Here is a 627-nt window from a genome sequence, read left to right on the forward strand (position 1 = left end):
GGGTTTTGGAACTGGAGGATGGCAGCTGGCCGCATTAAGATGGTGTGGTAAAGCAGCGAGTAAACCGATTATTGCTGACGGAGGTATCCGCACGCACGGCGATATTGCAAAGTCGATCCGTTTCGGTGCGTCGATGGTCATGATCGGCTCGCTTTTTGCTGGCCATGAAGAATCACCTGGGGAAACGATCGAGAAAGATGGAGAGCTTTACAAAGAGTACTTCGGTTCTGCCTCTGAGTTTCAAAAAGGGGAAAAGAAGAACGTGGAAGGGAAGAAGATGATCGTCCCTCACAAAGGTTCGCTGAAAGATACATTAATCGAAATGGAACAGGATCTTCAATCTGCAATTTCTTATGCGGGAGGAAACCATCTCGATTCCATTCGCCATGTTGACTATGTCATTGTGAAAAACTCGATTATGAATGGGGATAGTCTATAACATCAATAGGAGAGCAAGTCCTTAGGGGGCTTGCTCTTTTTTTATTTTGTTAAAGATTAATGAAAAAAATACTAATAATAGAAGTGGCTTTATTATCCCACTAAAGCTCCCTATTCTAGAAGACTCAGTTTCGAGATATCTGGGTCCGTTACTGGATTAGGACTCGGGTTGGCTGGGAAACGACTCGC

1 protein-coding gene is annotated in these 627 nt (G+C 44.3%); it reads left to right on the plus strand.

All coding sequences use genetic code 11. The annotated features are described in order from the left end of the window. A partial coding sequence (locus tag LD39_RS21180) for an IMP dehydrogenase (protein ID WP_035553626.1) occupies window positions 1-439 on the plus strand: 439 nt, incomplete at its 5' end. Window positions 440-627 lie beyond the last annotated feature (188 nt).

This window comes from Halobacillus sp. BBL2006 (assembly GCF_000786645.1).
GTDB lineage: Bacteria > Bacillota > Bacilli > Bacillales > Halobacillaceae > Halobacillus.